The sequence below is a fragment of the Acaryochloris sp. IP29b_bin.137 genome (genome assembly GCF_028285745.1).
Lineage (GTDB): Bacteria > Cyanobacteriota > Cyanobacteriia > Thermosynechococcales > Thermosynechococcaceae > Acaryochloris.
Genome location: NZ_JANQOP010000120.1, coordinates 1 through 24,223 on the forward strand (window position 1 = coordinate 1; position 24,223 = coordinate 24,223).

Annotated in this window: 26 protein-coding genes and 1 tRNA gene; 18 read left to right on the forward strand and 9 right to left on the reverse strand. The window is 47.9% G+C overall.

Annotated elements, in window-relative coordinates:
• The first annotated feature begins 201 nt into the window (after positions 1 to 201).
• The 4 genes from Q0991_RS08905 to Q0991_RS08920 are packed head-to-tail and all read left to right on the forward strand — an operon-like array spanning position 202 to position 3,532.
• Positions 202 to 1,038, forward strand: a complete 837-nt coding sequence (locus tag Q0991_RS08905; RefSeq protein ID WP_299487520.1) for a phosphate ABC transporter substrate-binding protein — start codon at positions 202 to 204, stop codon at positions 1,036 to 1,038.
• Positions 1,019 to 1,870 carry a phosphate ABC transporter permease subunit PstC gene (gene pstC, locus Q0991_RS08910; RefSeq protein ID WP_299487522.1) on the forward strand — a complete coding sequence of 284 codons (852 nt, stop codon included), beginning with the start codon at positions 1,019 to 1,021 and terminating at the stop codon, positions 1,868 to 1,870. Before Q0991_RS08905 ends, pstC begins: the two co-directional genes overlap by 20 nt.
• Before the next feature lies 1 nt (position 1,871).
• Positions 1,872 to 2,726, forward strand: a complete 855-nt coding sequence (gene pstA, locus Q0991_RS08915) for a phosphate ABC transporter permease PstA (RefSeq protein ID WP_299487525.1) — start codon at positions 1,872 to 1,874, stop codon at positions 2,724 to 2,726.
• Positions 2,723 to 3,532: a phosphate ABC transporter ATP-binding protein gene (locus tag Q0991_RS08920; RefSeq protein ID WP_299487526.1), complete on the forward strand. Its 810-nt coding sequence runs from the start codon at positions 2,723 to 2,725 to the stop codon at positions 3,530 to 3,532. Before pstA ends, Q0991_RS08920 begins: the two co-directional genes overlap by 4 nt.
• 58 nt (positions 3,533 to 3,590) lie before the next feature.
• Here Q0991_RS08920 and ruvX read toward each other — a convergent pair whose 3' ends face one another.
• Positions 3,591 to 4,040, reverse strand: coding sequence for a Holliday junction resolvase RuvX (gene ruvX / locus Q0991_RS08925; RefSeq protein ID WP_299487587.1), 450 nt, complete (start codon positions 4,038 to 4,040; stop codon positions 3,591 to 3,593).
• 172 nt (positions 4,041 to 4,212) lie between these two features.
• On the opposite strand from ruvX, the gene Q0991_RS08930 reads away from it, so the two are divergent.
• Positions 4,213 to 4,300: transfer RNA gene (locus tag Q0991_RS08930), tRNA-Ser, on the forward strand.
• A gap of 99 nt (positions 4,301 to 4,399) precedes the next feature.
• On the opposite strand, the gene Q0991_RS08935 is transcribed toward Q0991_RS08930, so the two are convergent.
• Entirely contained in the window at positions 4,400 to 4,780 is a 381-nt protein-coding gene (locus Q0991_RS08935) for a PadR family transcriptional regulator (protein WP_299487528.1), read from the reverse strand.
• Positions 4,781 to 5,671: 891 nt separating this feature from the next.
• Between Q0991_RS08935 and Q0991_RS08940 the strand changes: the two genes are divergently transcribed.
• Positions 5,672 to 7,267, forward strand: a complete 1,596-nt coding sequence (locus Q0991_RS08940) for a serine/threonine-protein kinase (protein WP_299487531.1) — start codon at positions 5,672 to 5,674, stop codon at positions 7,265 to 7,267.
• Positions 7,268 to 7,292: 25 nt separating this feature from the next.
• Here the strand turns inward: Q0991_RS08940 and Q0991_RS08945 are convergent, their stop codons facing one another.
• Positions 7,293 to 8,186, reverse strand: coding sequence for a universal stress protein (locus Q0991_RS08945; RefSeq protein ID WP_299487533.1), 894 nt, complete (start codon positions 8,184 to 8,186; stop codon positions 7,293 to 7,295).
• 95 nt (positions 8,187 to 8,281) lie between these two features.
• A complete protein-coding gene (locus Q0991_RS08950; RefSeq protein ID WP_366524929.1) occupies positions 8,282 to 9,541 on the reverse strand; it encodes an FAD-dependent hydroxylase in 1,260 nt (419 codons plus the stop codon).
• 284 nt (positions 9,542 to 9,825) lie between these two features.
• Here Q0991_RS08950 and Q0991_RS08955 point away from each other — a divergent pair, with 284 nt between their 5' ends.
• From Q0991_RS08955 to Q0991_RS08980, 6 genes are all read left to right on the forward strand, one after another.
• Entirely contained in the window at positions 9,826 to 10,188 is a 363-nt protein-coding gene (locus Q0991_RS08955; protein WP_299487538.1) for a ferredoxin-thioredoxin reductase catalytic domain-containing protein, read from the forward strand.
• Positions 10,188 to 10,631, forward strand: a complete 444-nt coding sequence (locus tag Q0991_RS08960; RefSeq protein WP_299487540.1) for a DUF309 domain-containing protein — start codon at positions 10,188 to 10,190, stop codon at positions 10,629 to 10,631. The genes Q0991_RS08955 and Q0991_RS08960 overlap by 1 nt, the downstream gene beginning before the upstream one ends.
• Before the next feature lie 61 nt (positions 10,632 to 10,692).
• Positions 10,693 to 11,103: an LptA/OstA family protein gene (locus Q0991_RS08965; RefSeq protein ID WP_299487541.1), complete on the forward strand. Its 411-nt coding sequence runs from the start codon at positions 10,693 to 10,695 to the stop codon at positions 11,101 to 11,103.
• A 62-nt stretch (positions 11,104 to 11,165) separates the two neighbouring features.
• Positions 11,166 to 11,894 carry an LPS export ABC transporter ATP-binding protein gene (gene lptB, locus Q0991_RS08970; protein ID WP_299487543.1) on the forward strand — a complete coding sequence of 243 codons (729 nt, stop codon included), beginning with the start codon at positions 11,166 to 11,168 and terminating at the stop codon, positions 11,892 to 11,894.
• A gap of 21 nt (positions 11,895 to 11,915) precedes the next feature.
• Positions 11,916 to 13,070 carry an LptF/LptG family permease gene (locus Q0991_RS08975; protein WP_299487545.1) on the forward strand — a complete coding sequence of 385 codons (1,155 nt, stop codon included), beginning with the start codon at positions 11,916 to 11,918 and terminating at the stop codon, positions 13,068 to 13,070.
• A gap of 486 nt (positions 13,071 to 13,556) precedes the next feature.
• On the forward strand, positions 13,557 to 15,398 hold the full coding sequence (locus tag Q0991_RS08980; protein ID WP_299487547.1) for an iron uptake porin: 1,842 nt from the start codon (positions 13,557 to 13,559) through the stop codon (positions 15,396 to 15,398).
• A gap of 84 nt (positions 15,399 to 15,482) precedes the next feature.
• Here Q0991_RS08980 and ureG read toward each other — a convergent pair whose 3' ends face one another.
• From ureG to Q0991_RS08995, 3 genes are all read right to left on the reverse strand, one after another.
• Positions 15,483 to 16,091: an urease accessory protein UreG gene (gene ureG, locus Q0991_RS08985; protein WP_299487549.1), complete on the reverse strand. Its 609-nt coding sequence runs from the start codon at positions 16,089 to 16,091 to the stop codon at positions 15,483 to 15,485.
• Positions 16,092 to 16,180: 89 nt separating this feature from the next.
• Positions 16,181 to 16,861, reverse strand: coding sequence for an urease accessory protein UreF (locus tag Q0991_RS08990; protein WP_299487552.1), 681 nt, complete (start codon positions 16,859 to 16,861; stop codon positions 16,181 to 16,183).
• Positions 16,827 to 17,228: a hypothetical protein gene (locus tag Q0991_RS08995; protein ID WP_299487555.1), complete on the reverse strand. Its 402-nt coding sequence runs from the start codon at positions 17,226 to 17,228 to the stop codon at positions 16,827 to 16,829. The genes Q0991_RS08990 and Q0991_RS08995 overlap by 35 nt, the downstream gene beginning before the upstream one ends.
• A gap of 119 nt (positions 17,229 to 17,347) precedes the next feature.
• Between Q0991_RS08995 and Q0991_RS09000 the strand changes: the two genes are divergently transcribed.
• Positions 17,348 to 18,451, forward strand: a complete 1,104-nt coding sequence (locus tag Q0991_RS09000) for a glycoside hydrolase TIM-barrel-like domain-containing protein (RefSeq protein WP_299487557.1) — start codon at positions 17,348 to 17,350, stop codon at positions 18,449 to 18,451.
• A gap of 16 nt (positions 18,452 to 18,467) precedes the next feature.
• On the opposite strand, the gene Q0991_RS09005 is transcribed toward Q0991_RS09000, so the two are convergent.
• Positions 18,468 to 19,040, reverse strand: a complete 573-nt coding sequence (locus tag Q0991_RS09005) for a Uma2 family endonuclease (protein ID WP_299487559.1) — start codon at positions 19,038 to 19,040, stop codon at positions 18,468 to 18,470.
• Between the two features lie 67 nt (positions 19,041 to 19,107).
• A complete protein-coding gene (ureE, locus tag Q0991_RS09010; RefSeq protein ID WP_299487589.1) occupies positions 19,108 to 19,566 on the reverse strand; it encodes an urease accessory protein UreE in 459 nt (152 codons plus the stop codon).
• A 229-nt stretch (positions 19,567 to 19,795) separates the two neighbouring features.
• On the opposite strand from ureE, the gene cysH reads away from it, so the two are divergent.
• From cysH to Q0991_RS09035, 5 genes are all read left to right on the forward strand, one after another.
• Entirely contained in the window at positions 19,796 to 20,623 is an 828-nt protein-coding gene (cysH, locus tag Q0991_RS09015) for a phosphoadenosine phosphosulfate reductase (protein ID WP_299487561.1), read from the forward strand.
• 295 nt (positions 20,624 to 20,918) lie between these two features.
• Complete coding sequence (locus Q0991_RS09020) at positions 20,919 to 21,173, forward strand: hypothetical protein (protein WP_299487563.1); 255 nt, start codon at positions 20,919 to 20,921, stop codon at positions 21,171 to 21,173.
• Complete coding sequence (locus Q0991_RS09025; RefSeq protein ID WP_299487564.1) at positions 21,170 to 21,934, forward strand: DUF1350 family protein; 765 nt, start codon at positions 21,170 to 21,172, stop codon at positions 21,932 to 21,934. Before Q0991_RS09020 ends, Q0991_RS09025 begins: the two co-directional genes overlap by 4 nt.
• A gap of 262 nt (positions 21,935 to 22,196) precedes the next feature.
• Positions 22,197 to 22,892: an aldehyde oxygenase (deformylating) gene (locus Q0991_RS09030; protein ID WP_299487566.1), complete on the forward strand. Its 696-nt coding sequence runs from the start codon at positions 22,197 to 22,199 to the stop codon at positions 22,890 to 22,892.
• A 283-nt stretch (positions 22,893 to 23,175) separates the two neighbouring features.
• Complete coding sequence (locus Q0991_RS09035) at positions 23,176 to 24,201, forward strand: long-chain acyl-[acyl-carrier-protein] reductase (RefSeq protein ID WP_299487568.1); 1,026 nt, start codon at positions 23,176 to 23,178, stop codon at positions 24,199 to 24,201.
• Positions 24,202 to 24,223: the final 22 nt, after the last annotated feature.

The window sequence follows — 24,223 nt, forward strand, 5'->3', positions numbered from 1 at the left end:
CGATGGCAAAGCCGTCCTTTATGCCCTGGTACCGGATGTCCAAAGTCAGGTGTCCCAAGAAGGATTGAATTTGGGTTGTTGCGAATTCTCATTTACCTCTTTTTCTATTTAGGTCGTTTCCCCACGACCGATTCAAACTTTTAAGCGACCCTTGAACCCAGGGGTCACCGAATTTTTATGGAGTCATTAGCAGGAACAGTTATGTCTGGTCGAGCCATCGCAGGTGCGTTTTTGGGCTTATCCCTGGGGTTGCAAGCCTGTAGCAGTTTACAAGCGTCTAGCTCCGGTAGCGCCCCTCAAAAACTGGTGATTACCGGGTCCAGTACCGTTGCCCCCGTCGCCTCCGAAATCGCTAAACGCTATGAAGCCCAAAACCCCCAGGTGCGGATTGACGTACAGACAGGAGGATCGTCTCGTGGCATTGCCGATATACGCCAACAGGTCGCCGATATTGGCATGGTCTCCCGCGCCGCCAAACCTGAAGACCAGGGCCTCAACTTCCATACCATCGCCAAAGATGGCGTTGTGGTGATCGTCCATCGAGATAATCCGATTCAGCGACTGACTCGTCAGCAAATTACCGATATCTACACGGACAAGCTCAACAACTGGCAAGACGCTGGCGGTAAATCCCAAGCCATTACCGTCGTCAATAAAGCTGAAGGTCGCTCCACGTTAGAAGTATTTACCAAGCATTTCCAGCTCAAGTCCTCGCAGATTAAAGCGGATGTAGTCATTGGCGATAACGAGCAAGGCATCAAAACCGTGGCAGGTAACCCGCTGGCCATTGGCTATGTATCCGTCGGCGCAGCAAAGGTAAATGTGGAACAGGGCACGCCTATTAAAGTTTTGCCCCTAGAAGGCGTGCAAGCTACGCCTCAAACCGTGCAAGATGGTTCGTTCCCCCTATCGCGTCCCCTCAACTTAGTGACTCAAGGTCCCCTTAATCCTCAACAGCAGAAATTTATTGACTTTGCCCAATCCTCCCAGGTCAAGGATATTGTTCAGGAGCAGTCCCTTGTCCCGGTTCAAGAGTGAAGCAACCTGGAGGGTTCTGTTGCAAATCCTGGCGCTGTGTTCAGGGGCCATTTTGCTGTTGATTCTGGGCTTTCTTGCCTGGGAAACGCTACCAATTCTGCACACCATTTTCCTCGATCAATTTTGGCGTGATCCAGGTTGGTATCCTAGCGAACAGGCTTACAATCTCACCCCGATGGTGATGGGAACCCTGGGAGTGACAGTTGGAGCCGTTCTGGTGGCAACCCCCCTAGGACTTTTATCAGCGGTGTTTTGCCAATACTATGCCCCTACGGGAGTTGCCCAACTCTATCGACGTCTAATCGAGCTACTGGCTGGCATTCCCTCTGTAGTCTATGGTCTATGGGGGCTGGTGGTGCTCGTGCCATTAATTGCCAAAGTTCAGCCTCCCGGTTCTAGTCTTTTAGCTGGAACTTTGATTTTAGCTCTGATGATTTTGCCCACCATTGCCCTGGTGACTGATGCGAGTCTGGCCAGTTTACCCCCGTCCTACTGGCACGGGTCCGCCGCTTTGGGCCTAGGAACCTGGGCAACCGTCCAAGGTATCTGTTTACCTGCCATTCGTTCCGGTCTCTTAACGGCTGTGATGCTCGCTACCGCTCGCGCCCTAGGCGAAACCATGGCGGTACTAATGGTCTGCGGGAATGTTGTCCAGGTCCCCGACTCGATCTTTGCTCCCGTGCGTACATTGACTGCCAACATTGCCTTGGAAATGGCCTATGCCCTCGATCTCCACCGCTCAGCTTTATTTGCCAGCGGACTTGTTCTAATGCTGGTGGTGACTGGGTTGGTCGTCGTCACCGATCGCATGACGGATGCACCGGAGAGTTAAGATGGTTCGTCGACTGGCTATCCCTTTTGGTAAGGAGCAAGGAGCCACTCTGATGGTGTGGTTAGTGGCCTTGGGGATTACCGTTCTGTTTCTCTGGCTGCTCAGCGATGTGATTTGGCAAGGAGGGCAAGCCATCAATGGTGCTTTTTTAACTCAAGCCCCCATTAAAGCTGGGCTAGAAGGCGGTATTGCTCCCATTCTGGTCTCCACGGGGTTAGTGTTAGGGGTTTGTATGGGCGTATCCCTCCCCCTAGGATTAGGCACGGCTCTATTTTTAACCGAATTCAGTCCACAGCGCTCCCATCAGGCCATTCGTCTCAGCTTAGATATTTTGGCGGGGGTGCCGTCAATTGTATTTGGCCTGTTTGGCAATGCTTTTTTCTCAAAAGTTTTAGGTCTAGGATTCTCCATTCTGTCCGGGGGCCTGACCTTGGCTTGTATGGTGCTGCCTATTCTTATTCGCTCCATACAGGTGGGACTCGTCAATGTGCCCCATGAATATCGCCAAGCAGCGGCAGCATTAGGATTGTCTCGTTTAGGCACCCTGAAAACCCTAATTTTACCGGCAGCTCTACCAGGGATTGCTGTGGGGATTTTATTGGGCATTGGACGGGCCATCGCAGAAACCGCTGCCTTAATTTTCACCAGTGGCTACGTTGACCGCATGCCGACATCATTGCTCGACTCTGGGCGGGTACTATCGATTCATATTTTCGACTTGGCGATGAATATTCCAGGAGGTGAACAGAATGCTTATGGGACAGCCTTAGTCCTCGTGATTCTGCTCATTGTGATTAATACTCTTGTTTCCTGGTTCGCCGAACGCTTTCGCCAATCCAAATTGCAAATTCTATGACCTCTCCCACCTTAAGCCCGCCATCCTTCACCGCCGATCATCACCAGCCGCCTAGCGTCCGGGTGGAGAACCTGAGTTTACGGTATGGTCGCAAGATGGCCTTCGCCAATGTGGATGCTCAGTTCCGAGCCGGACAAATTACGGCTTTAATCGGTCCATCGGGCTGTGGCAAAACCAGCTTTTTAAGCTGTTTAAATCGCCTCCATGAACTCACGCCGAAAGCCCAACTTTCCGGCCAGGTCTATTTAAATAATTGCGATACGGCGACGATACCTCTAACGCCTCTGCGCCGCCAGGTGGGCATGCTGTTCCAAAAGCCGAATCCCTTTCCCCTCTCCATTTATCGCAACTTGGCGTTTCCCTTGAAAGAGCATGGGATTTGCGATCGCACCCTTATCCACCACATCATCGAAACGACCCTCACGGATGTGGGCCTGTGGGCAGAAGTTAAAAATCGCCTCAAAGCCCCCGCCCTCTCCCTGTCTGGAGGGCAACAGCAGCGTCTCTGCCTCGCGAGAGCTTTGGCCTTAAAACCTCGAGTCCTGCTAATGGACGAACCCTGTAGCGCTCTTGACCCCCTCTCCAGCGAAGTGATTGAAGATTTAATTTTGCGGTTAAAAGGCACCTACACCATTCTGATTGTCACCCACAATCTCGGCCAAGCCTCCCGCATTGCCGATGATGTCGCCTTCTTCTGGGTACAGCATGACGTGGGTCAATTGGTTGAATTTGGCCCAGCCAAAGATATTTTTGCCCATCCAAAAGATCCACTCACCGCCGCCTATGTCAGCGGTCGTAGGGGTTAATCGGCATCGATATACCCGCTTCAGAAGAGAGTTCAGCAACAAAGTGTGGGACGGGTAACTACGTCATGGACACCAAATATCGCTCAATCAAGATGATCGCCACAATGTCATCTATTGGCCGATTGATGGAACGCAACCTGCGGGGAATCAAACCGCCAAGACCCTTAGGAGGGTACATTTGCCAAAACTTACTACGAGCTTCAAGCGTACTGTAGCGTTCATCAACTTTGACCATACGGAGACTTGAGGAAAAGTGATGCCTGAGTTTTTGGTCCCATTCTCTGGATGTGGTTTGATTCCCCATCACCAGCAAAGATATGGGATAGGTTTGATATAAAGTCTCAATAGACTCAATGACCTGTGCTGCCGTAATCACCTGATGCCAATGGACAACATGGTCGGCTCCCATGACTGCCAGCCCGCACTTATCCCGTCCTGGATCTAACCCAAGGATGAGAGGTTGCAGTTTAGGTGTTGGGCCTACTGCGGAAGGAGAAAGACCACTCATCGTCAAATTTGAACTATTGGAGTTGAAGACTCCTGGCATGATGCCATTCTAGCGACTGCTGGTAGGTACAAGTGCAGCGCATCGAAAAATCTGGAACAGACCCCAATGATGGGATCAGGTTAGGTTAAGATAAAGCTTGTTCTTCAAAAGCTTGTGGAACATCATGGTTTCTGGAGAGGTGGCAGAGTTGGTCGATTGCGTCTGACTTGAAATCAGATGAACCCTTACGGGTTCCGGAGGTTCGAATCCTCTCCTCTCCGTTCTGAGTTATCAACCGCTCATGTCAGGATGAATTCATCCTTGATTAGCAAAGGGTTCCCCTAAGGATAGAGGGCAGCCCTTTGCTTAGTTATCGCGCCTTAACTTGAACGCAGTTGTTGCGCTTTAGAAACCAGTTGTTCTTCCCCGAGGTATTTATGCCACAGGAGCCCGAGCTTCTTTGCCTCTTCCGATTTCTCGGGTGCCACCTCATACATCCGTCGAGGGCGACCCCTACCTTCAACTTTCTGCCAATACCCTCTGATTACACCCTCATCCTCCAAAAACTTGAGTGCGCTGTACAGTACCGTATCTGACAAACGATATAAAGGATGTTTGTTTTCTACTAATTGGATCAATGCCGTTCCATAGGAATCGCCATGATCAATCAGAACGGATAAGACATAACAAACAGCAACTTCTTTGCTGAGATAGATAGGTGGTGGTTCCTGAAAATATCGGTAAATATCTTGAAATTTCATGGGCTGTCACTTCGCAAATAAGGTGAATACTGGAGTTGAATACAGTACCGACCAGATGTCGCTGTATTTCTTCTACAAGCCATAAGACTCAACCGAGAAGGTGTGCTAACTAACCCTCTTTCTTCTTGTGTCGCCCCATCGAAAGGACAAATTAGAGACCAATGAGGGTGATGGCCTGAACCAATGATCAAAGCTTTCAGCCAAGACAAAAGATATAGAAAACCTTGATGGTAGGTGTCATTGCCAGCAGAACACAGCTTCAGAATCTTATGACCCTAAAACATGTAAAAGTGGTGGTATAAGTTGTGAAAATAACGATTTGAAGATAACCCCCCCGGTTTACCTAATGAACTCGATGTTTAGTTCAACTGTTTAGCACATCAAGCATAGCTGTATCCATAACTATAGCCAACTTTTTGATGACTTACAGTGGATATTATTCACATCGCTAGGTCGATTTACTGTTACATTCGAGCTAACACTAGTGATTATAATTCCCAATTTTGTTTCTTGAAATTGAATTTATCTGAATTTTATAGTTCAAACTGTATTTCATGCCATAATCCGCAGTATGCGCAGTAGACAGGATTTGGGTTTCTAGGGGTATAACCCTCGATAATTCGTACGTTAAGATTATTGTACTCATAAACAGACACAGCCCCCCTTTCACGCTCTAGCAACGGTCTACATCATGTATTTTTTCAGATCTGAATAGTCTGGAGAGCTTGCCTTGATGGACCCGAAACTGATTCATATTCGGGGGCTGATGGGCAAACTGTGAATGTTAACGATTAGTGATGATTCAGCATTGATTGATAAACACAGGATAAGAGCTATTGATTACAGATACGTCTTCATCCCCCCCTCTTTGTCTTCGAGAGTAATAACCTCATGATTGATGAAAACGCTGATCCGAATCTAGGTCAGGTACTCATCAACCGTTATCAGCTGGTTGAGCTCATTGGTCAGGGGTCGATGGGTAAAGTATACCGAGCTGAGGATCAATTGCTGGGGGGAGTGACGGTCGCCGTTAAGTTTCTGGCTCAAACCCTTTTGAGTGAGAAAATGAAAATGCGGTTTGCCCATGAAGCTCGCACTGGAGCGCAATTAGGGCAGCGAAGCTTGCATATTGTCCGAGTTTTGGATTACGGGGTTCATCGCAATGAAGCTCCCTTTTATGTGATGGAGTACATGGAGGGCAAGAACTTAAGTGACTTAATTGCGGTGCAGCCTTTAGCCATTCATCAATTTTTGCGATTAATGCGTCATATTTGTTTGGGCTTAGAGTGTGCTCACCAAGGCATCAAAATCGATGGACAACAGTGCCAGGTCATTCATCGAGATATTAAGCCCAGTAACGCTTTTGTGATTTCTGATCCAAGTTTAGGGGCATTAGCCAAAGTATTGGATTTTGGCATTGCTCAATTTCTCTCTGATAGTACGGAATCGAACCAAACGGGTTCATTTATGGGGACGCTGGCCTACTGCTCACCGGAGCAAATTGCAGGCAAAGACTTAGATAATCGTTCGGATATTTATAGTTTAGGCATCACGATGTTTGAGGTGCTGACTGGGCATATCCCAATTCAGGCCTCCACTAACTCTATTGGCAGTTGGTACCATGCCCATCGTTCTCAAGTGCCTAAAACCTTTGCCCAGGTGTCTCCCGGGCTACATATCCCTGCATCACTTGAGGAATTAATTATGGCTTGTATGGCCAAATCTCCTCATGATCGTCCTCAAAATATGGCAGACATTTTATCGGTTCTTCAATCCCTGATGGAGCAGGGTTTAGCTGAGGAGAGTCCGGGCAGTACTGATTCCTTCACCGACAATGTTCGCAAAGCCGATCAGGCAACTGTAGCAGATCGGCGAAAAACCCTGGGAACTGCTCGTGTTCCTTCCATTCCCAATCCTCAGCAACGGTTTTGGTCGATTGAAGATGCCGGTTGGAAGGTGTCTTGGCCTGCGGGGAAACCGATTGCTGATATTGTTTTTCCACAGTTGTTGCAAACAGATAAGGAACAAGCGGTGGCGTTATGGGTGATGTTGCCCCGCACAGAGGTGAGTAAGCGCTTACTAAGTACGCGCTACAACCAGTTTCTATGTACAATTCACCCTCACCCGATGGTGTTGTGGATTACGACCATCTATGACCCATTGTCGGGGCCCAAATGGCTTCCCTGTTACTTGGATTTGAAAGATCCGCGAGGCGAAAAAGCGGTACAACTCCTTAGCCAAAAGGGCTACTATCCCTTAATCTTCTTTGATCGGGAAGATCCCGATCAACCGGCCAATGTCTGTACTGTCCCCATTGCACCTTTTCAAAAGCAAGTTTTCCAAGACTGGCTGCGAATGAGTCGGGGCGCAGTGGTTCCCGGCTCAGCCATGACGAGCAAGCAAATGCTCAAAGCTGAGTTGGAAAAACTCAAGCCCAATATTTTGATCAAGCTGGAGAATGCCCAAGGAGACAAATTTAAAGCTTAAACGACCAAACTGTCCGACCCTGGAACTATCGTGCGGGCGGCACAAATAAGATGGGATGCCAACTGCGACGTACCATCTCTCCAGCAAAGCTGGGAATGGATAGTTCCCAAAGGCGGCCAAAGTGTTTAGAAGAGACAACAATAGCGCTGATATCAACGTCTAAGGCTACCGTTTGAATTTCTGCGATCGCATTCCCCTGACGCACCTCAACATTAACCCTCAAATTGAGATCTTGGAGACGTTTTTGGATAGGCTGCAAGGTTTCCGCACATTGGCCAGCCTGAGGCTCTAAGGAGACCTCTTTACGACCGGATTTTTCCAGAACCCAACAGAGCAGGCAGGCTTCTAAGGATTGGGGGGGGCGCTTTTCAGCCTTGGATTCGACATACTTCACTACATATTGGGCAGACTGACTACCATCATAGGGAATCAGAAGATACCGCAATAAATGCTGGCAGCGCAGTGCCATCTCTTCTTCGGTGTAGGCGGAAGTCAATTGAGGCCGCAAAATCAGCAGCGGGACAGGGGTTTTAGGGGCTAGTTGGCTGGTCGTACTGCCAAATAGCTTTTCATTCAATAAACTGTGAATTGAAGTCCCCACCAGAATGAGTTCGGATTGGTGCTTTTCCACTGCTGCTAAGATAGCCTTCGCCCTTGCCCCTGCAGAATTGGCGCAACTTGGCAGCTCAATCTGAATATCGACATCTTTTAGGCTGCTGGCAAGGACGGGGGTGAGTTTTGCCTGAGCTTCCGCTCTTTTCTCCTCGTCCACCTGAGGAATATTGCGATCATCTTGGAGCGGGACACAATGCAAAAAAGTGATCTGCTGGAAACCTGCTTGGGTTAACTCAGGAATGAAGTGGATCAGGCGGTGAAGGCCGTCAGAAAAATCAGTGGTTATGAGAAGGCGGTGGAACATAAGTCACATCCCTGATAGTCAGACAACCTAAAATAATGTTGTCTCCATTATGATGTTTTGAGTAACTCCATCTTTAATCGCTAGCAACACAGAATTTATTTTTGCTGGGCAAGCTTGGGGGCTCGACCGATTAGACCCGCCATAAATCGAAGCGCCAACACTCGGATGGGAGCGATCCGCTGCAGTCCTTTAAGGCCTAACCGACGGACTTGAACCACCAACGGCCATCGGTTGGAGAAGACTCGATTAAGAAGGTCTGTAAAACCAAGCGCTAGCAAATTTTGCTGCCGACGCCACCGCTGATATTGCCGTAATACTTTTAAGTGTCCAATATCTTGCCCTGTCTGATGTGCTGTATGGAGGACTTGAGCTAAGGCTGCCGCATCACGAATCCCTAAATTCAATCCCTGCCCTCCCACGGGGTGACAGGTATGGGCGGCATCTCCCACTAGGGCAAGGCGGTGGGCGATATAGTGTTTCGAATGCATCCATTTGGCGGGGAAAATGAATCGCCGTCCGACTAGGGACAGTTTTCCCATCTGGTTACCATAGCGCTGTTGGAGTAATTCTATAAACGGCTCTTCTTCCAATTCAAGAAGAGCCTGTGCTTGAGCATGGGGGGCAGTCCAAACAATCCGGCATTGGTTATTGGCAATCGGTAAAATGGCAAAGGGGCCACTGGGCCAAAAGCGTTCATAGGCAATATGATTGTGGAATTTCTCCGGAGCAATCGTAGCCACCAAACAAGATTGCCAATAATCCCATCCTTGCGTGGTAATTCCTGCCTGTTGACGAACTTGGGAGCGGGCTCCATCTGCACCAACTAGCAGTTTGACGTGCAGGGGCCGGTGCAATCGGTTGACAGCATCAGGGGCCTCATCCTGATTGGACTCAATGTGAATGTCCACGCCCCTCGAGTGATAGTGGGTTGCAGTGACTCGCGCCGGACAGAGCCAGTCCACCTGTTCACAGGTCTTGAGGAAATCAAGTAATTCTTTGAGCAATACTCGATGTTCGGCCACGTAGCCCAACACAGCAGTTTTTAGATCCTTGGGCTTAAATTTCACAACGCTGGGATAGTTGCCATCCGATAAATGGACTTGTGAAAAGTATTCCACTTGGGGTGCAATCGCATCCCAAACCCCTATTCCCTCAAGAATCCGGATAGAACTCAGGTGAAGGGCATATGCCTGTCCCTTGGCGACTGCTGTGGAATGGGGCTGCCCTTCGATGATCACCACCTTTAAGCCAGAGCCATCCAGGGCAGCCGCGAGGGTTGCACCAACAATCCCTCCGCCGACGATGGCCACATCATAGTCATAATCCATAGGGGGTGATTCTGGTAAGGGCGTCATGCCAGACTGCAGTAGAGAACTGGGAACCGAAGGCATAAGATGCGGTTAAGTAGTCGTAATACTTCTTCATTGTTGCTTGTTTTACAAACCCTAGGCAACACATTGGACATATTACATATTTGACCAATCTGTGAAGATTAGACCTTGCAGCGGGAACGGCTCAAATTTGCTGCCAGGATAAAGTTGGCGGACGAATCAGTTCCAATAAAGACGAAATAACGGTAGGCTTTAAACCAAAAGTACCTAATCCCATTGTCCCCAAGTTATTAACTCTCATAAATCCTATGACACAAGCTAGCGGTGCCCAACAAGCAACTGAGAAAAGCCTGGAGGCAATGCGTAAGTTTTCGGAAACTTATGCTCAGCGAACCGGAACTTATTTCTGCTCCGATCTCGGAACGACAGCAGTTGTAATTGAAGGTCTGGCAAAGCATAAGGATGACCTCGGAGCACCCTTATGCCCTTGTCGCTATTACGAAGATAAGGCAGCCGAAGTGGCCGCAGCCTATTGGAATTGCCCCTGTGTTCCGATGAGAGAGCGTAAAGAATGCCACTGCATGTTGTTTTTGACCCCTGATAATCCCTTCGCTGGCGATCAACAAAACATCACTGTTGAACAAATTCGAACTGAGACAAACAAATTTTAATGGACAATCTTCCCCCGGACTTTTGGAAAGGGGTTACAGAGTTTAATCAGGGTCAATATTATGCTTGCCACGATACTCTGGAGGCGTTATGGATGGATGCAGCGGATCCCCCCAAGAGTCTTTACCAAGGTTTTCTACAAGTGGCAGTAGCCTGTTACCATCTAGGCAACCAAAATTGGCAGGGAGCAGTCATCTTGCTAGGCGAGGGCATCAGCCGACTACAGCGGTATGAACCCGAATTTGCAGGACTGGATATCAGGAAATTTGTGGATTGGAGTGCAAACCTATTAGAATGCTTGCAGCAAAATGGCCCGGAGCAAGTGGCGATGTTTAGTCAACTGGCTGTATCAGCTCAGCCGTCTCCATCTGATCGTCAAGATTTTATCCTTGGTGATCAATTTGTAGGTTTACCCAAAATCACGATGACGCAGGATAACCTATGAGACCCACTAGAATGGTTGAATGCTTGGGAAGAAGAACTATCAATCTTCTGAAAAGTAACTGATGAGCGATTTTGAAATGCGAGCGCCTATTTTCAGATCAAGAGTTAATTTAGTATGCCTGATTTTACTAGGTGTCGGTGTTATCTTCTTCAACCCCCTGCAAGCTCAAAATCAACGTCAATCCCTCACATTGCGTGCAGATGTTCAGAAAGCTAATGCCAAAACTGGCATTATTACCGCTGCTGGAAATGTCCAGATTGTCTATCCCGAACATCAACTCAAAGCGACTTCTGCAAAAGCACAGTACTTTAGCCGAGAACGGCGCATTCTTATGGAAGGTGATGTATTGATCGAACATGCGGGGAAGAACTTGAGAGCAGACAAAATTACATACTTGATTGATGAAGGCCGATTTGAAGCCCAGGCCCATCAAACTAAATTTGTAGAAACTGAGGTTCCGATCGCCAAGTAGTTCTGCGTCTATGGGCTCGGAGCGCAAGATGGTAAGTGTTGTCAGGATGTGAGAACAAAAGCTTGCGTATCCGTTTGCAAGATATTAGCAAATCCTATCGTCGTCGCTGTGTCCTAGAGCAAATTTCATTGTCGGTCTATCGAGGCGAAATTGTGGGATTGCTGGGGCCGAATGGGGCTGGAAAAACCACAATCTTCTCCATTCTTGCTGGGTTAACCCAACCCAACCAGGGAACCGTCTGGTTGGGCAGTCGAGAAATTACCGCGTTGCCTTTGGCTCAACGGGCTCGGATGGGCATTGGTTATTTAGCTCAAGCCCCCAGTATTTTTCGTCATTTGACGGTGCGTGACAATTTGCTATTGGTGATGGAGCAGTCGGGGGTTCCCCGCCATCAATGGCAGTCTCGGTTGATCGGCTTACTGGCGGAATTTAGTTTGGAGCCTGTGGCAAATACTTTCGGGAAACAAGTGTCTGGCGGTGAACGACGACGGACCGAATTGGCGCGGGTGTTAGCGATGAGGGCGGCAGGTCCGCAGTTCTTACTGTTAGATGAACCCTTTGCCGGGATTGATCCAATGGCAGTGGCAGATATGCAAGGGATAATCACTCGTCTCTGCGATCGCAATCTCGGTATCTTGATTACCGATCACAATGTTCGAGAAACCTTAGCCATTACTCACCGAGCTTATATTCTGAGCGAAGGCAAAATACTAGCGGCAGGGACCCCCTCACAGCTTTACAACAATTCACTTGTTCGTCAATATTACCTTGGCAGTCAGTACCCCTACTGATCATCTCATTCAACAGAAGTCATGCATCGATGGAATTGGCGCAGTGGGCCAGCCATAGCTCGTATTGATCGCTATCTGCTAAAAGCACTATTGCCGCCTTTCCTATGGGGAATAGGCGCTTTCTCATCTATTGGATTAGCCGCAGCAGTGTTATTTGACCTGTTGCGTCAAGTCTCAGATGCGCAGTTACCGCTTGCGATCGCCCTCACCGTTCTCGGCTTGCAGATCCCTTATTTTGTGAGTTTGTCGATCCCCATGTCAGTTTTGCTGGCATGTCTTTTGGCATTTTCAAAGCTCAATATGGATGGGGAATTGATGGCACTGCAAGCAGTTGGAATGGGCCTAGAACGACTAACGCGCACAAGTCTTTGCTTTTCGCTAGTAGCGCTCATCTTGATGTTTGGTTTAACAGAAGGTGTGGTACCGATCAGTCAATATCAAGCACAAACTTTGCTGGTGCAAACCGTGCAACAGGGGCAACTCAGCCTCAAGAAACAACACATTATTTACCCAGACAAAAGCCCTCAAAATAAACTTCGTCGCTTGGTATATGCCCAATCTTCTACCGGACAAACCCTTTATGGGATCACAATGATCGATTTCACAATTCCGGCAAGGCAAAAAGTGATTACAGCTCACTCAGCCACTTGGGATATGGAAGATCAGCGTTGGATTTTTCAGCAGGGCACGATCTACTTTGCCACAGCAGATGGTCGAGAGCCACATCTGATTCACTTCAAAACACAACAGCTTCAGCTTTCAGCAGCCGCTTCTCCAGCGGAGATAGTACTCAATCCAATGGTCATGTCTTTACCAATGGCACTGCAGACTCTAACCCAGCTCCGTCAAACCGATGCCCCCTTCCCAATGCGAATCCTAGCCATTCAAATTCATCGAAAAATTGCATTGCCATTCACCATACTAGCGTTTGGTCTAGTGGGTAGCGCATTGGGTATGCAACCGCAGCAGTCCTCAGCGAATAAGGGTTTTGGGCTGAGTCTGATCATTATCCTCGGACAATATATCCTCATCTTCACAGCTGAGATTTGGAGCAAAACAGGGTTGATTTCACCTTGGTTAGGCGCATGGCTGCCCACACTTGTCACAGGCTGCTTGGGAATCGCTCTGCTGCTACCTGTATTGGGTCTATCCCGCTCAAATTTCTCGCAACAATAGTTTGTGCCCCTGATGTGCCCCCAATTCAGACTTAATAATCCCTCCTTAGGGGTAGGGAAGTCGTGATGTCCAACATGCTCAAAGCCACCGGTAGTTGTCCATAACCAAGATTTATTTTGCGTGCACGAAACACTGACATCAAAAAAGTCTTTTTGTATTTGTATTCTAGACTACAAACAATAGCCCGTTCATGCCGTAGTTGTATGTGGGGGACTCGCATTTCAGGAATTTCTCAGGTTTCTTTAATGTGAGGATTAGGCAATTCTCATTGCAGCGAAGCTCCGAAGATATAAAGGGCTTTGATTGGTCCTCTTAAACTGCGGAGCATCAGGGGGTGATGCATATGCAAGGTGCTTATGTCTATTCGGTTCACCATTGGCCGTTCAGCTCTTTTCATTGCTGTAAGCGGCTGTTTTGCTTAGGGTGACTCCGTCTTAATCTGTAAGAACAGAACTTTATCTGCTCTATGTGTGTGAGGAAAGATACATGTCCAATATTCGGGATAAATCCCTAATTTTTTCATCTTTAGCTCTATGGGCTTGCTTACTCCCTACCTCAGTAGGGGCGGTAGAGCAAGCAGCCTCAGATGAGTTAAAAGCAGATACCACGGTGATCTCTACTTTAGAGCTGGCTCTCAATTCGGAAACTGATAGCGATCGTGTATTTGCCACTTCTTCCCTATTAAGGTCTGAGGTCTTGACAGAAGCCGATAGCCAATCCCATGAAGGTTTGGTTCTCGATAGCACTGTTGCCGAAGCTGAGTCCTTACGAGTGGCTGATCAGTCGATGACTTCGCCTTCCGTGGCGGACTTAATGGAGGAGACTCAATCAGATTCAGTCGGTCAAGTAACGTCTGTCTCTCAGCTTTCTGATGTGCAGCCCGATGATTGGGCGTTTCAAGCCATTCAGTCCTTAGTGGAGCGATATGGTTGCGTCGCGGGTTACCCAGACGGTACATTTCGCCCTAGCCGAGCCATGTCTCGTCGAGAAGCGGCAGCTTTGGTGAATGCATGTCTAGATAACCTCAGCAATCGTTTTGCGACGAAGGAAGATCTAGATGCGCTGAAGGCGCTGCAAGATGAGTTCGCGGCTGAACTTGCAACTCTTAGAGGACGGGTTGATGGTCTGGAAGCTCGGGTGGCAACGGTTGAAGCCCAGCAGTTCTCCACAACTACTAAATTGAGCGTTGATGCCGTTTTTACTGCTCAATTTGGTGATTCTGGTAATGGCGTCTTTGAAAACTCTAATAATGGAGCGCCTGATGGCATTAACGATCTAGCTGACTCACGGGCAAGTGCGATTGGCTCAGTATACATGAGCTTTAATACCAGCTTCTCAGGGGATGATCTCTTACAAACCACTTTATTCTTCGGGAATAATGGACAAGACTTGTTCTCCAACGCCCAAGTGGGTGGTACTCCCACACTTCCCTTTGACCAAAGTGCTCCTTTATTCAACCCTGGTCAGTATTACTTTGCTGGACTTCCCAACAACGCAACGCTATACCGCTTAGCCTATACCTTTAAGCCTATTGAGGACTTATCGGTCACCATTGCACCGTTGTACTATCCAACAGATATTATCGATGGCAATAGCTACACCAGTCCGTTTACAGGGTTTAGTACCTGGTTCTTGATCAATAATCCCTTGATCACTCCTTACATTACTAACTTCTTGGGGGGTGCAGGTGCTGGTTTTGACTGGAACTTTAATGGCGGTCCCGTGTCCTTACGGGGTGCCTATGTGGCAGTGAACGGGTTTTCCGCAGTCAACACGGGTCCCCCCAGCGATGGAGGCCTATTTGGTGATCCCTACCAAGCTACGGCTGAGTTGGAATATGCAGGTGAGTTGGGAGATGATTCTAACTTTGCAATTAAACTGCAATATACAAACTCCGAGACCACGGGTGTCAGCCAAAATGTTATAGGTGTTAATGCTGAAGCAAAGTTTGGCCAGTTCGGCGTATTCGGTCGCTATGGTTATTCTTTTGCGGATGGCCAAGGTGTGGCTAACCCCATTCCATTTGCAGCAGGCACTGTGGGTCGATTTGATGCCCAAACCTGGCAGGCCGGTGCTGGTATTCACGATCTATTAGTACCAGGCTCCTTATTTGCGGTGTCTGCCGGGATGCCTTTCCTCAACAATCTGCCATCGCCAGGGGTAGGTGTGAACGATGAAGACCAAATCAACTTGGAAGCGTTCTATCGTTTCCCCATCAATGACAACATCACCATTAGTCCAATTTTCTCGGCCATTTTGAACCCCAATAGCAGTAGTATCGAGCCCAACCTGTATCAAGGTTTGATCCGGGTCGTGTTTTCGTTCTAGATCGTTAACGCCTAAAGTTAGCGCAGGGTTTAACGCCTGACTCACTTAAACTGAGTGGTAACCAGCTTTGCTGGTTACCACTTGCTATGGAGAGCTGGATGGGGGAATATGTTGAGCCACAAAGTCAATCACGGCAGAGAGTCCATCTTGCTGTTTTAGATTCGTCATCACAAAAGGCTTGGGACCTCGCATTGCTCGGGTATCTTGTTCCATCACTTCTAAGCTGGCGCCCACATAAGGGGCAAGGTCAATTTTGTTGATGACAAGCAGGTCAGATTTCGTGATTCCAGGTCCACCTTTGCGAGGAATTTTGTCACCTCCCGCTACATCAATCACGTAAATGGTGAGATCAACCAGCTCAGGACTAAAGGTTGCCGCTAAGTTATCACCTCCACTTTCGACAAACACAATATCAGGGGAGAACTGAGTCTCTAAATCTTCAATTGCAGCTAGGTTGATGGAGGCATCTTCGCGGATAGCAGTGTGGGGACATCCCCCAGTTTCAACGCCTAGGATCCTTTCCTGACTTAGGGCCTGACTACGAACCAGAAACTGAGCATCTTCCTGGGTATAGATATCGTTGGTAACGACAGCCAGATTGTACTGATCCCGCATGGCTTTACAGAGGGCATCCACTAATGCCGTTTTGCCTGAGCCAACGGGGCCAGCAACACCCACTCGAAGAGAATTCATTTGAGGTCAGTCCTAGAGTTTCAAAGGTTGATGAATTAAAAAGGCTGCCAGTATCTTACAAGTCCTTGTGGGCCTATCGTTCTAATGTTTTAACTGCGAAACAAACGACTGTATTGTGTTTCATGGGCCATGCTGGCGAGGGCAAGCCCCCAGCCACAGCTACAGAGATCCTCATCTTCTAGCAAGAGAATCGCTTGGGTTGCTGCTTCAATATAGGGTTGAAGTTGGGAGAGGAGTTGCTGGCCTGTTGTTTGTCCCAATGGGATCAGCTTAATCCCAGAACTAATCAGATTGGTGGCCCAACTGTGGAGATATCCTAGAGTGGCTGATTCTAGGGGAATTTGCCAGAGGTTTGCCGTGAGTCCAAATGCGATCGCAAAATTGCACCCAGCCTGTAACTGCTCCCATACCTCGCTTAATTCAGGGCTAGTGTGTTCTGGATCTTGCAAGGCTTCAGATAGTCGCAACAGAGATCGCCCCATCTGTAAGCTTTGTAATCTCAACTCTTCCGTTTCTCTAGCAGCAGATAACCAGGCATTCCAGTGCAGCAGTGTTTGCACATCTGTGTTCGCTCGATACCCACGAACCATCACTGCAGCTTCCATGCGGATGGATCCATAGGCTAGCTCTTGCAGCAACCATGTCCGCAAATGGAATTCGTTGTCTATCGTTCCCTGATCAACTAGCCATTCCAGACCTTCGGAATAGCTATAGGCCCCGACGGGTAAAGCAGGGCTAGCGAGTTGAAGTAAGCGCGGAGTAATATCCAAGTTGATAGGAGAGAAAGAGGCTCGACGTTATTGTCATGCTCACAAAAGCACACATGTGGGTTGTAGATGAGCCAGACGAGACCCAACAACCAAATCTACGCAGAAATGGCAATACCGCGAGGAATCCAAAACCGAACCAGAAGCTTAAAGCTGCAACCCATCCAGCATAGATCCCCACCATTACAAGTAAGACTTGACTAAGGCCAATTAATAGCCAACCTATCACACCAAAAAATCTTTCAGACGTAGCCTCAGCCAGAAGCGATACATAGATTAATCCAGCCGAAGCACCTAAAGCAAGTGCCGCTCCTCCAAAAATATCAAGAATGATTGCCATATAGACGGAATTTAGAATCTCGCCCAACATTGAGTATTCCTCACCGGTAGAAGTATTCTAGCGGAGATGATTTTCAGTAATTACTCATATTGCCATTATCTAAATCTCTTAGCCTAGAAATCAGGTTAGGAAACTATTTGAGAGGCTGAATGAGAAAATTTATCCTGCTCTTGACTTTGACAGTAATGCTGATAGTGGGTTGCAAAATCAACCAGGCTGACAGTCAAGCGCCAGCTGCCGTTCAAATTGAACCCGGAGCCAAGCAGAGAGGAATGTCTTGGACAGCAGAACGAACCCCCATTTCTGCCGAAAATTTTGACACCCTGACTAAAGCCCATGTGAATTGGATCGTCCAAACCCCGTTTGGATGGCAACAGGATATTGACTCCCCAAATTTAGCGTTAACCACAAAAGGGGTTTGGTGGGGCGAAACCGATGAGGGATTGATCACCACCACTCAATTAGCCCAAAAGCGGGACATTCAAACCCTGTTAAAACCCCATATCTGGCTGACTCGCCCCCGTGATGGCAAGTGGCGGACGGATATCAAAATGAAGTCTGAGGCGGATTGGAAGACCTGGTTTACCAACTATCGTCGATTTATTTTGCATTATGCCCAGTTAGCCAAACAGCAAAATATTCCCATTCTCTGCATTGGCACTGAACTGCAGACGACAGCCGTAGAAAGGGAGCAAGATTGGCGACAATTAATTACTGAGATTCGGCAGGTGTACCCCGGTCAGCTTACCTATGCCGCCAACTGGTATGAAGCCTATGAGCAAATTCAGTTTTGGGATGCCTTGGACTTTATTGGTATTCAGGCTTATTTTCCCTTAGCCTCCAAAACAGAGCCAAGGGTGGCGGAGTTAAAGCAGGCTTGGCAGAGGTATGGGGATGTGATCGCATCTCTCCACAGTAAATACCAAAAACCCGTTATCTTCACGGAAATCGGCTACCGCAGTACTGTAGATACCGCCATCGAGCCGTGGAAATGGCCTGATACCTCTGAGATTAATCCCTCTAAATTAGCAACCTCAGACGGTTTACAAACACAAGCCAATTGTTACGAAGCATTTTTCCAAACCATCTGGCAGGAAGACTGGTTGGCTGGGGTGTACTGGTGGAAGTGGTTCCCCTCAATTGAGGCCAATCCCAAACAACAAGGTGCAGGCTTCTCACCCCAGAACAAACCGGCAGAACAAGTGATCCGCAAATACTATAGCCAGAGCCTATCTTCAGCTAAGTCCTCCTGATGATGACAATTAATTCCTAAACAAATAATCGCGAGAGAGAGCAAACAAAGTTAGGCAAAAGGGGGGAAGTGAGAGTCTCTTCATCATCGAGTAGCGCTGTAACCAACTTCAACATCGCCTGTTGGCGACGGTAGATTTCCACCTGTTGCAATTGCCAGTTGATAATCCAATATTCTTGCACCCCACGGACACTGTAGAGCTTGAGTTTGGCCTCACGATCTCTGCGCTCGTTTTCCGTGCCTGCCGACAAAACTTCAATCACTAACTCAGGTGCGGCCACAAGATGTCCTGATTCATCCAAAGCAACGGCTAAACGTTCTTTGCTAACCCACACTACATCTGGAATAACATTGTCTGCATCGCTAAAAATGAGGCCAGGGGTCGTAACTGGTTTACCCAGCCCCGTTTCTAAAGACCAATCTCGTAATTCTGCATAAACGTTGCCACTGACATTTTGATGTTGCCAATGAGGGGCACGAGTCACAAATAGATCTCCATCAATAATTTCATAGCGGTTGCTACTTTCAGGGAGTAATTCTAGGTCCGAGGTGGTCCAGCGAACTCGCTCTTCTATTGCAGCAGGATTCATGGGATCTTCTTCGCAAGCGATGAAACTATTTTAGCCTCTAAGATCTGTGGACGGGATTGATGGCCAGTTAATGTGAATGGCTATGGTGGTGTCCCTGCTGGCCATAAGCGCCCGCTTCAGGTTGAAAGGGGTGCAGTTCTTCCGTCACATCCATGCCCAACTGTTCCAGCATATTTTGCAACACTGAATCAGGCGCGAGACGCAAACAGGTTGGCGTGATTTCTAGGGGAACGTGGCGGTTGCCTAAATGGTAAGCTCCTCGCAATAAGTCTAGAGGAGTAGGGGCTTGGACCGTGAAAACAGGTTCGGGCTTAGCAACGATACGCAATACGGTATCACTCTCAGATCGCAACAGGTCACCATCATAAAGAACCGTGCCCCGGGCGAGCCGTAGAAATACGGTTTGACCCTCTGGGATTTGGAATTTATGGCGCGATCTAGTCCGTTCTTCCGCTGTTAAGGCTAATGTTAGATCCGCTTCCTGCTCTTGCGCTCTTGGCAATCGTTGAGTGAAAATCAGCGCCACGGTTGATGTCTCCCGTTTCATCAAATTTTGTTTTCTCCCATGATAGAGCGACATTGAGCGCCGGACCTTGATAGAACTTCTCCAAGATAGGCGCTAAGATTTGAGGGAACAGCCACAGATGCTTAGATATCGATTAGAAAATACCTTGATCCTAGATGCTCAACCTTGGGCATCAGTGCCCATTTGAAAAGCATGGTAGAAATAGATTTGCACCTGCATTGGTATTGTGATGTCCGTAATTGACGCCTCCTCTGCTGAGCAAAGCGGGGAATCCAATGGCCTTCACGCTTTAACTGGAAATCCCTTGAGCGAGCTTACAGACCCCAAAATCAAGTTGGAACAGATCAACCAACAGTTCGATCAAGCTCCTGCTGAAGACGTGGTGACCTGGGCAGATGAAACCTTTGGGGATGGCTTGGTTATGAGTACTAGCTTTGGCATTCAAGCCGCCGTGATGCTGCATCTCGTTACGCAGGTCATTCCCGATATTCCCGTTATTTGGATTGATACAGGCTATTTGCCTGCTCAAACCTATTTGTTCGCAGAAGAACTGACTGAGCGTCTAAAACTAAACCTGAAGGTGTATCAATCTGTGATCAGTCCAGCTCGAATGGAAGCGTTACATGGCAAGCTTTGGGAATTCAATGATGTTAACGCGTTCAACCAGTACGATCAGATGCGTAAGGTTGAACCCATGCAACGGGCATTAAACGAGCTACAAGCCACGGCCTGGCTCGCTGGGTTGCGAAGTAAACAAACCCATTTTCGCCAGTCCCTAAACCGGATCGATATCCAAGGAGAGCGCTATAAAGTTTTGCCCATCCTCAACTGGCACTCCAAGGATATTTATCAATACCTACAAGCTCATGATTTGCCCTATCATCCTTTCTTTGACTTAGGGTACACCACTGTTGGAGACTGGCATTCCAGCCGCCCCGTCGGGACAGATGATGAAAGCGATCGCGCCACTCGTTTCCAAGGTCTCAAGGAAGAATGTGGATTGCATCTGCCCCAAACACCAGAAGAATCTCAAAGTTTAGATTCCAGCTCCTTGTAAACATCACGAATACCTCGGTCCAAGGTAATTCGAGGTTACCCATCGGTTCCGAATGATCAGCAAGGGAAGTCAGTCAGACTTGGTGTTATCCCAACTTTTATTTGAACTGATTGCTACCCGCCTTGCCCACTGGTCATCCAAGGCATTAATGTTCCTCCTGATTGCTTAACGTCCGCTTTGTGCAAAGCTTTAGACAGGTCTACGCGGGTGCTTCTTGCAAAGACAGTCAGACCCCGGTTAATGCCAAGTGCCAGTAGCACCCCACAGCCGAGCGTGAACCTTTTACAATACGGTTATGAACGCTTTTGATCCAACCCCACCCGACTGGACGAATTCAGCGACCCATGCCCGTCACTTTCACTGTCCGATTTGCCAAGCGACTTGTTCAGACGCACAGCAAGTTTGGATCAATCGCAGAGCCCCTGTCATCACTGAGAACTATCTGCGTAAGTGGCAAGAGTTTTATCAATGCCACTGTGGTCAGGCCTGGTGGGCTTGGAGCAGCGATCGCCCTCCTTCAAATTTACATTCCAAAGAATACCCAGAATGAACTGGCTAGATATTGCAGGTCACTCCGTCCTTATTCCGCCCCAACCCGTTGCCTTGATCCACTTCTTGGGTGGTGCGTTTGTCGCAACAGCCCCCCAAGCAACGTATCGCAGGCTCCTTGAAGGTATTGCAGATCAAGGCTATGCCGTGATTGCGACTCCCTTTCTGACGTCAGTTGATCACGCGAAAATCGCGGAAGAAGCCCTCTTTCTGTTTGAAGACGTCGTCGAGCAGTTGCAACGGTCGGCCCGATTACCCCAATTTCTACCCATCTATGGCATTGGGCATAGTATGGGATGCAAACTACATTTGCTGATTGGCAGTTTATTTGAAGTGAATCGTGCTGGCAATATTTTTATCTCATTTAATAATGCTCCTATTGATAAAGCCATTCCGTTTGCAGAGCTGATTACATCGGCGGTTCCCATCGAATTTTCTCCTAATCCTGAGCAAACCAACCGACTGGTGCAAAAGCATTACCAAATCCCCAGAAACCTCCTGGTTAAGTTCTCCAATGATACGTTGGATCAAACTTTGAGATTATCAGGGCTCTTAGAGCAGCGATTTCCAGGTATGGTCTCTGTCCAGCGTTTAGCAGGCAATCATCTTACCCCCCTTGGCCAAGATGTACGTTGGCAGGCGGGTGATACCTTTACGCCTCTTGATGCTTTAGGGCAGTGGTTCCGCCAGGAGGTGTATCGAGATGTCAATCAGTTGGAAAATGCGATCTTGCGATGGCTGGATCCCTTACCAATTCTGTGACGGAATCAAGTGGATAGCTGAAAGACACGCCCATGACTATTTCGATTGGGCATCAATCCCGTAGGAAATCGGTCCCTTAGTTTCGTCATTCCTGAACTAAACCTGAGCAAATTTACTTAGGCTTAGTATAATCAGGTAGACACTGAGGGCATCGTTCTCATTGCAGTAGACTTAAAAAGATTAGAATTGTACTTTTAGAATTCAACTTAACCCTCATTGCAGGCGCAGTGTATACCGGAACGTATCAGGAGATTATTTAGATATGCCCCAAACCCAGGCTACTTCAGAAATTGACTTCTATAGTGACACCTATAAAGATGCTTACAGCCGCATTGACGGTATCGTCATTGAGGGTGAGCAAGAGGCTCACGAAAACTATATTCGTCTTGGAGAAATGCTACCTGAGCACCAAGATGATTTTATCCGCTTGTCAAAGATGGAAGCCCGACATAAGAAAGGGTTCGAAGCCTGTGGTCGCAATTTGAAAGTCACCTGTGATCTTGACTTTGCCCGTCAGTTTTTTGCAGATTTGCATCGAAACTTCCAGGATGCTGCGGGTGAGAATAAAGTGGCCACTTGTCTGGTCATTCAGTCACTTATTATTGAGTGTTTTGCGATCGCAGCCTATAACATCTACATCCCCGTCGCAGATGACTTTGCTCGCAAGATTACCGAGTCAGTGGTCAAAGACGAGTACAAACATCTCAACTATGGTGAAGAGTGGCTCAAAGCTCACTTTAATGACGTCAAAGCGGAAATCCAAGAAGCCAACCGTCAAAACCTACCGATCGTTTGGAGAATGCTGAACGAAGTGGATAAAGATGCCGCCGTACTAGGAATGGAAAAAGAAGCCCTTGTTGAAGATTTTATGATTCAGTATGGTGAAGCGCTGAGCAATATTGGGTTTTCAACCGCAGAAATCATGCGGATGTCAGCCTATGGGTTAGTTGCAGCTTAAATTCCCTCGCCATCGATAGAGTCAAAGGTTTATCTTGCTCTACAGCGTTATTTAGACAAAAGAGTCAGGTCGATCGGCCTGACTCTTTTGTGTGGACTTCAACCTTAAGCTCTAACTCCACTCCCCCCGCTGACCGTTCCACTCATGGGCTTGTGCTGGTACGAACTAACGGTTTGCTGTAATATTAAGTTACATTGTTGCGTGTTATTGCAACGTCTTTCGATTAACACTTTCGCAGTAAGCCTGTTTGAAGCAGCCATGCTTACTTCCATCTAATAAATATATGTTTGGTCTAATTGGTCATTTAACCAGCTTGCAGCATGCTCAATCCGTTGCCCGAGATTTAGGATATCCAGAGTACGCTGATCAAGGCCTAGATTTCTGGTGTATGGCCCCGCCACAAATTGTTGATGATATTACGGTTACCAGCATTACGGGTCAAACCATTTACGGCAAATATGTTGAGTCTTGTTTTCTGCCAGAAATGTTGGCCTCACAGCGGATCAAGGCTGCCACTCGAAAAATAGTGAATGCGATGGCCCATGCCCAAAAGCATGGCATTAACATTACCGCGCTCGGTGGTTTCTCTTCGATTATTTTTGAGAACTTCAATTTGCAGCGAATCACCCGCATTCGCAATATCCAGCTCGATTTGCATCGCTTCACGACGGGGAATACCCACACGGCTTATATTATTTGCCGCCAAGTCGAGCAAGGGGCCGAGCACCTTGGCATTGACTTAAGCAAAGCAACCGTTGCGGTTTGTGGCGCGACTGGAGATATTGGCAGTGCCGTATGTCGTTGGCTTGATGCCAGAACAGAAACCGCCGAACTACTTTTAGTCGCTCGGCATCAAGGGCGATTAGAGTCTCTACAAGCGGAGTTAGGGCGGGGCAAGATCCTGTCCATCGAAGAGGCCTTACCCCTGGCAGATATCGTTGTTTGGGTCGCCAGTATGCCCAAAGGCATCGAGATTGATGTTGGCACTCTTAAGCATCCTTGCCTGATGATTGATGGTGGCTATCCCAAAAATTTAGGCACCAAAATTCAGCATCCTGACATTCATATTCTCAACGGTGGCATTGTTGAACATTCCCTGGACATCGACTGGAAAATCATGCACATCGTCAACATGAACATTCCCAATCGTCAGCTATTTGCCTGCTTTGCCGAATCCATGTTGCTTGAATTTGAGCAGCTTCATACAAATTTCTCTTGGGGACGCAACGAAATTTCAGTCGCCAAAATGGAAAAAATTGGTGAGATTTCCCTTAAACATGGCTTTAAGCCCCTATCTCTAACCAGCTAACCGTCTTGTAGAGATGGTTAGA

Coding starts and splice junctions, on each gene's coding strand:
- ureG (WP_299487549.1), bottom strand. CDS start 16,091: ATGAATTCTCTTCGAGTGGGTGTTGCTGGCCCCGTTGGCTCAGGCAAA.
- Q0991_RS09030 (WP_299487566.1), top strand. CDS start 22,197: ATGCCCCAAACCCAGGCTACTTCAGAAATTGACTTCTATAGTGACACC.
- Q0991_RS08965 (WP_299487541.1), top strand. CDS start 10,693: ATGAGCGATTTTGAAATGCGAGCGCCTATTTTCAGATCAAGAGTTAAT.
- Q0991_RS08980 (WP_299487547.1), top strand. CDS start 13,557: ATGTCCAATATTCGGGATAAATCCCTAATTTTTTCATCTTTAGCTCTA.
- Q0991_RS08940 (WP_299487531.1), top strand. CDS start 5,672: ATGATTGATGAAAACGCTGATCCGAATCTAGGTCAGGTACTCATCAAC.
- Q0991_RS08920 (WP_299487526.1), top strand. CDS start 2,723: ATGACCTCTCCCACCTTAAGCCCGCCATCCTTCACCGCCGATCATCAC.
- Q0991_RS08975 (WP_299487545.1), top strand. CDS start 11,916: ATGCATCGATGGAATTGGCGCAGTGGGCCAGCCATAGCTCGTATTGAT.
- Q0991_RS09005 (WP_299487559.1), bottom strand. CDS start 19,040: ATGAATCCTGCTGCAATAGAAGAGCGAGTTCGCTGGACCACCTCGGAC.
- cysH (WP_299487561.1), top strand. CDS start 19,796: ATGTCCGTAATTGACGCCTCCTCTGCTGAGCAAAGCGGGGAATCCAAT.
- Q0991_RS08945 (WP_299487533.1), bottom strand. CDS start 8,186: ATGTTCCACCGCCTTCTCATAACCACTGATTTTTCTGACGGCCTTCAC.
- Q0991_RS08935 (WP_299487528.1), bottom strand. CDS start 4,780: ATGAAATTTCAAGATATTTACCGATATTTTCAGGAACCACCACCTATC.
- Q0991_RS08950 (WP_366524929.1), bottom strand. CDS start 9,541: ATGACGCCCTTACCAGAATCACCCCCTATGGATTATGACTATGATGTG.
- Q0991_RS08905 (WP_299487520.1), top strand. CDS start 202: ATGTCTGGTCGAGCCATCGCAGGTGCGTTTTTGGGCTTATCCCTGGGG.
- Q0991_RS08995 (WP_299487555.1), bottom strand. CDS start 17,228: ATGTTGGGCGAGATTCTAAATTCCGTCTATATGGCAATCATTCTTGAT.
- Q0991_RS09035 (WP_299487568.1), top strand. CDS start 23,176: ATGTTTGGTCTAATTGGTCATTTAACCAGCTTGCAGCATGCTCAATCC.
- Q0991_RS08955 (WP_299487538.1), top strand. CDS start 9,826: ATGACACAAGCTAGCGGTGCCCAACAAGCAACTGAGAAAAGCCTGGAG.
- Q0991_RS09020 (WP_299487563.1), top strand. CDS start 20,919: ATGAACGCTTTTGATCCAACCCCACCCGACTGGACGAATTCAGCGACC.
- Q0991_RS09000 (WP_299487557.1), top strand. CDS start 17,348: ATGAGAAAATTTATCCTGCTCTTGACTTTGACAGTAATGCTGATAGTG.
- pstA (WP_299487525.1), top strand. CDS start 1,872: ATGGTTCGTCGACTGGCTATCCCTTTTGGTAAGGAGCAAGGAGCCACT.
- Q0991_RS09025 (WP_299487564.1), top strand. CDS start 21,170: ATGAACTGGCTAGATATTGCAGGTCACTCCGTCCTTATTCCGCCCCAA.
- Q0991_RS08960 (WP_299487540.1), top strand. CDS start 10,188: ATGGACAATCTTCCCCCGGACTTTTGGAAAGGGGTTACAGAGTTTAAT.
- ruvX (WP_299487587.1), bottom strand. CDS start 4,040: ATGAGTGGTCTTTCTCCTTCCGCAGTAGGCCCAACACCTAAACTGCAA.